Origin of the sequence: Paenibacillus caseinilyticus (assembly GCF_027533645.1) — a bacterium.
In the GTDB taxonomy this organism is placed as follows: Bacteria; Bacillota; Bacilli; order Paenibacillales; family NBRC-103111; genus Paenibacillus_G; species Paenibacillus_G caseinilyticus.
Genome location: NZ_JAQAGY010000047.1, coordinates 1 through 2632, shown reverse-complemented (window position 1 = coordinate 2632; position 2632 = coordinate 1). Strand labels below are relative to the sequence as shown.

The 2632-nt window shown below is 44.3% G+C and carries 1 rRNA gene and 1 pseudogene; one reads left to right on the top strand and one right to left on the bottom strand.

Annotated elements, in window-relative coordinates:
• The first annotated feature begins 4 nt into the window (after positions 1-4).
• Positions 5-121 (top strand): 5S ribosomal RNA (gene rrf / locus O9H32_RS32720).
• A 424-nt stretch (positions 122-545) separates the two neighbouring features.
• On the opposite strand, the pseudogene O9H32_RS32715 reads toward rrf, so the two are convergent.
• Positions 546-1498: pseudogene (locus O9H32_RS32715) on the bottom strand (IS30 family transposase).
• Positions 1499-2632: the final 1134 nt, after the last annotated feature.

The window sequence follows — 2632 nt, the reverse complement described above, 5'->3', positions numbered from 1 at the left end:
ACCGTTTGGTGATGATGGCGGAAGGGAACCACGCGTACCCATCCCGAACACGAACGTTAAGCCTTCCAGCGTCGATGGTACTTGGACCGCAGGGTCCTGGGAGAGTAGAACGTCGCCAAGCAATTGAAGAACCCTTAAGATGGTATATATCATCTTAAGGGTTCTTTGTATTTTAACAATGTATTAGGTATTGGAAGACGAAAGGTGCATAGTTAACCACTATAAACGGGAAAATAAAAACAAAGAGATAAACCCCTAATTACTTTTTTACTACTTTAATTTAGAGAAGGAGATTAATGATCAAATGGCTTACACTTGTCAGTATTGTGAAGAGAGTACAGAGTCGGCTCACAGTATAACAGTGTATGAAGAGGATGGGCGTGAAAAAGATCTTCATATTTTATGTGGATTCTGTTACCAAGAGTGGCTGCTCTCTCTTAAAGGGTAAAGGCACTACTATGTAGAAGATGTTGACTCAAAGTCGACATAAGTTCAAACTTTTGAATCATAGGGTTTTACTTATTGCGTTTTTTCTTGACCGATTATCAAGCCAAGTGCGACATCTCATCCATGAAGGCTTCGTACGCTGAACGCCACCCGAGGCATTTACGAGGACTGTGGTTAATGAGGTGAACCGCCTCCGCTAGTTCATTATCCGTTACGGATGCCAAGTCGTGGCCTTTGGGAAAGAATTCGCGTAGCAGGCCGTTGCCGTTTTCATTGGACCCGCGTTGCCAGGACGAATAGGGGGCGGCAAAGTAGACTTTGATACCGAGCAGGTTCTCTAAAGAGCTGTAGCAGGCAAACTCCTTGCCGCGGTCTACGGTAGCGCTTTGAAAGGCAGCTTGTGGGTACTGGCTCGCTACCACACCGCATGCAACCTCAATGGAGTATGCAGTGCGATCCGGGATTTTCAAGGCGATATACATTCTCGTCTTTCGTTCAATGAACGTAGCGGCACAAGCCTTGCTTTTTCCGCGACTGGACAGGGCGGTAACCAGCTCCCAGTGGCCGAAAGTCTTTCGCTTACGCACGTCTTTAGGCCGCTGGCTGATGGGGGTTCCGACCATGAAGCGTCCACGCCTCAACGGGTTTGCGTCGTTTGCCTTTGTGCCGAAGCACCTGTACATCTCCAGCAACAAGCCGGCCAGAGTAGATCCAGCGATAGATGGTTTTAAAACAGACGAAGGGTTTCCCCTCGGCTCTTCGTTTCTCTGCAACTTTCTCTGGAGACCAGGTTTGATGCAGCTTTTCCTGGATGTCTTTCGCTAGTTCCTCTGTGTACTTACCACATGGGACGCTGCCCTCTCTATGCTGATGATAAGCCTGCTCAGAAACGATGGCCTTGTATCACTTTCGGTTTGTCCCCGCTGAATTTCCCGGGAGACGGTCGAGTGGTGACGCCCTAGATGTCGGGCAATGGCCCTCGCAACCAGCCCAGCCGGTACAGAGTCTCTAGTTGTCCACGCTCAATTATGCTAAGATGGGAGTAGCTCATGTTGGGTTCTCCTGTATAAAATGGTGTTGTGGTGACTTCCATTTTATACGAAACCAGCATGGGCCTTTCTGTTTTTCTTTAGGTGTGGCACATCATATTACAACTCGTCTCTTAAAATCATGTAATAACTTGTTTTTGTTCCATAACACAAATCCGATTGTAAGATGTCGGAATGCCTTACGAAGCATCAGGCTATAAGCGGCACAATGAGGCCCCTTTCTACTAAAGCTTGATTCGGTTGTGGGTCTGCTTGGACTTCCGCTGGGAGCAGGGTTTATAGCAGATTATTGCTTATAGATAGCTGTTTTTTATCCGTACGCCATTGCTCTGTGAACCGACTAGCAGAGAACTCTCTGTCATTGGAATGGTCAAAGAAATGAAGCAGCCTATCTCGTCTATGACAAGAATACTAAGCTTGCAAGAACTGTACTCTGCGATTCCAAAGAAAATGATTCAGCTATATTGGGAAAATCGGTTATTGTTCGGATATCCCACGGTATACCGGTAAAGTTGGTTTCTCCAGAACCGAAGTAACCTTGAGCAGGTTTTGGTTATGTGGTATAAACAGCGCATATTGATTTAGGTAACAATGCAGGTTGAATAAGGTGAATACAAAAGACGACTCGTAAGAGGAACTCTATCGAGATTACATTACAATTCGCCTTTCCATATGATGAAAAACCAAATGGTTATTTTATGATATTCAAGCATTAAAGTGCTCTTAATAAGGCGGGTCATTTACTGCATAAAGTCTAACTCCCTTGAGATACATACCTAGTGATGTTGATTTTCGATGTTTTTCATATAAATAAAATTAAGGGTTGCATTTAATAGGAATACTATGATATTATAAATTTCGTTGTCGATGAGAGGCGTCTAGAATCTACACCTTGAGGACTTGTCCCTTGGAACGGAAACATGAATGTCACCGAGATCTATGACTTATAGCAAGTAGGAATTAAGAAGTTATTAAAAAATACTTGCTAAGATGAAAAAGATATGGTAGATTGATTGAGCTGCTTCGGCGGCTTGAGTCAAACGAAACGAATTGCCCTTTGAAAACTGAACATCGAGTGAGTGTTAAATATAGAAGCTCAGTAATGAGTTTCTGCCATGCTTCAAAATGAGCAAGTC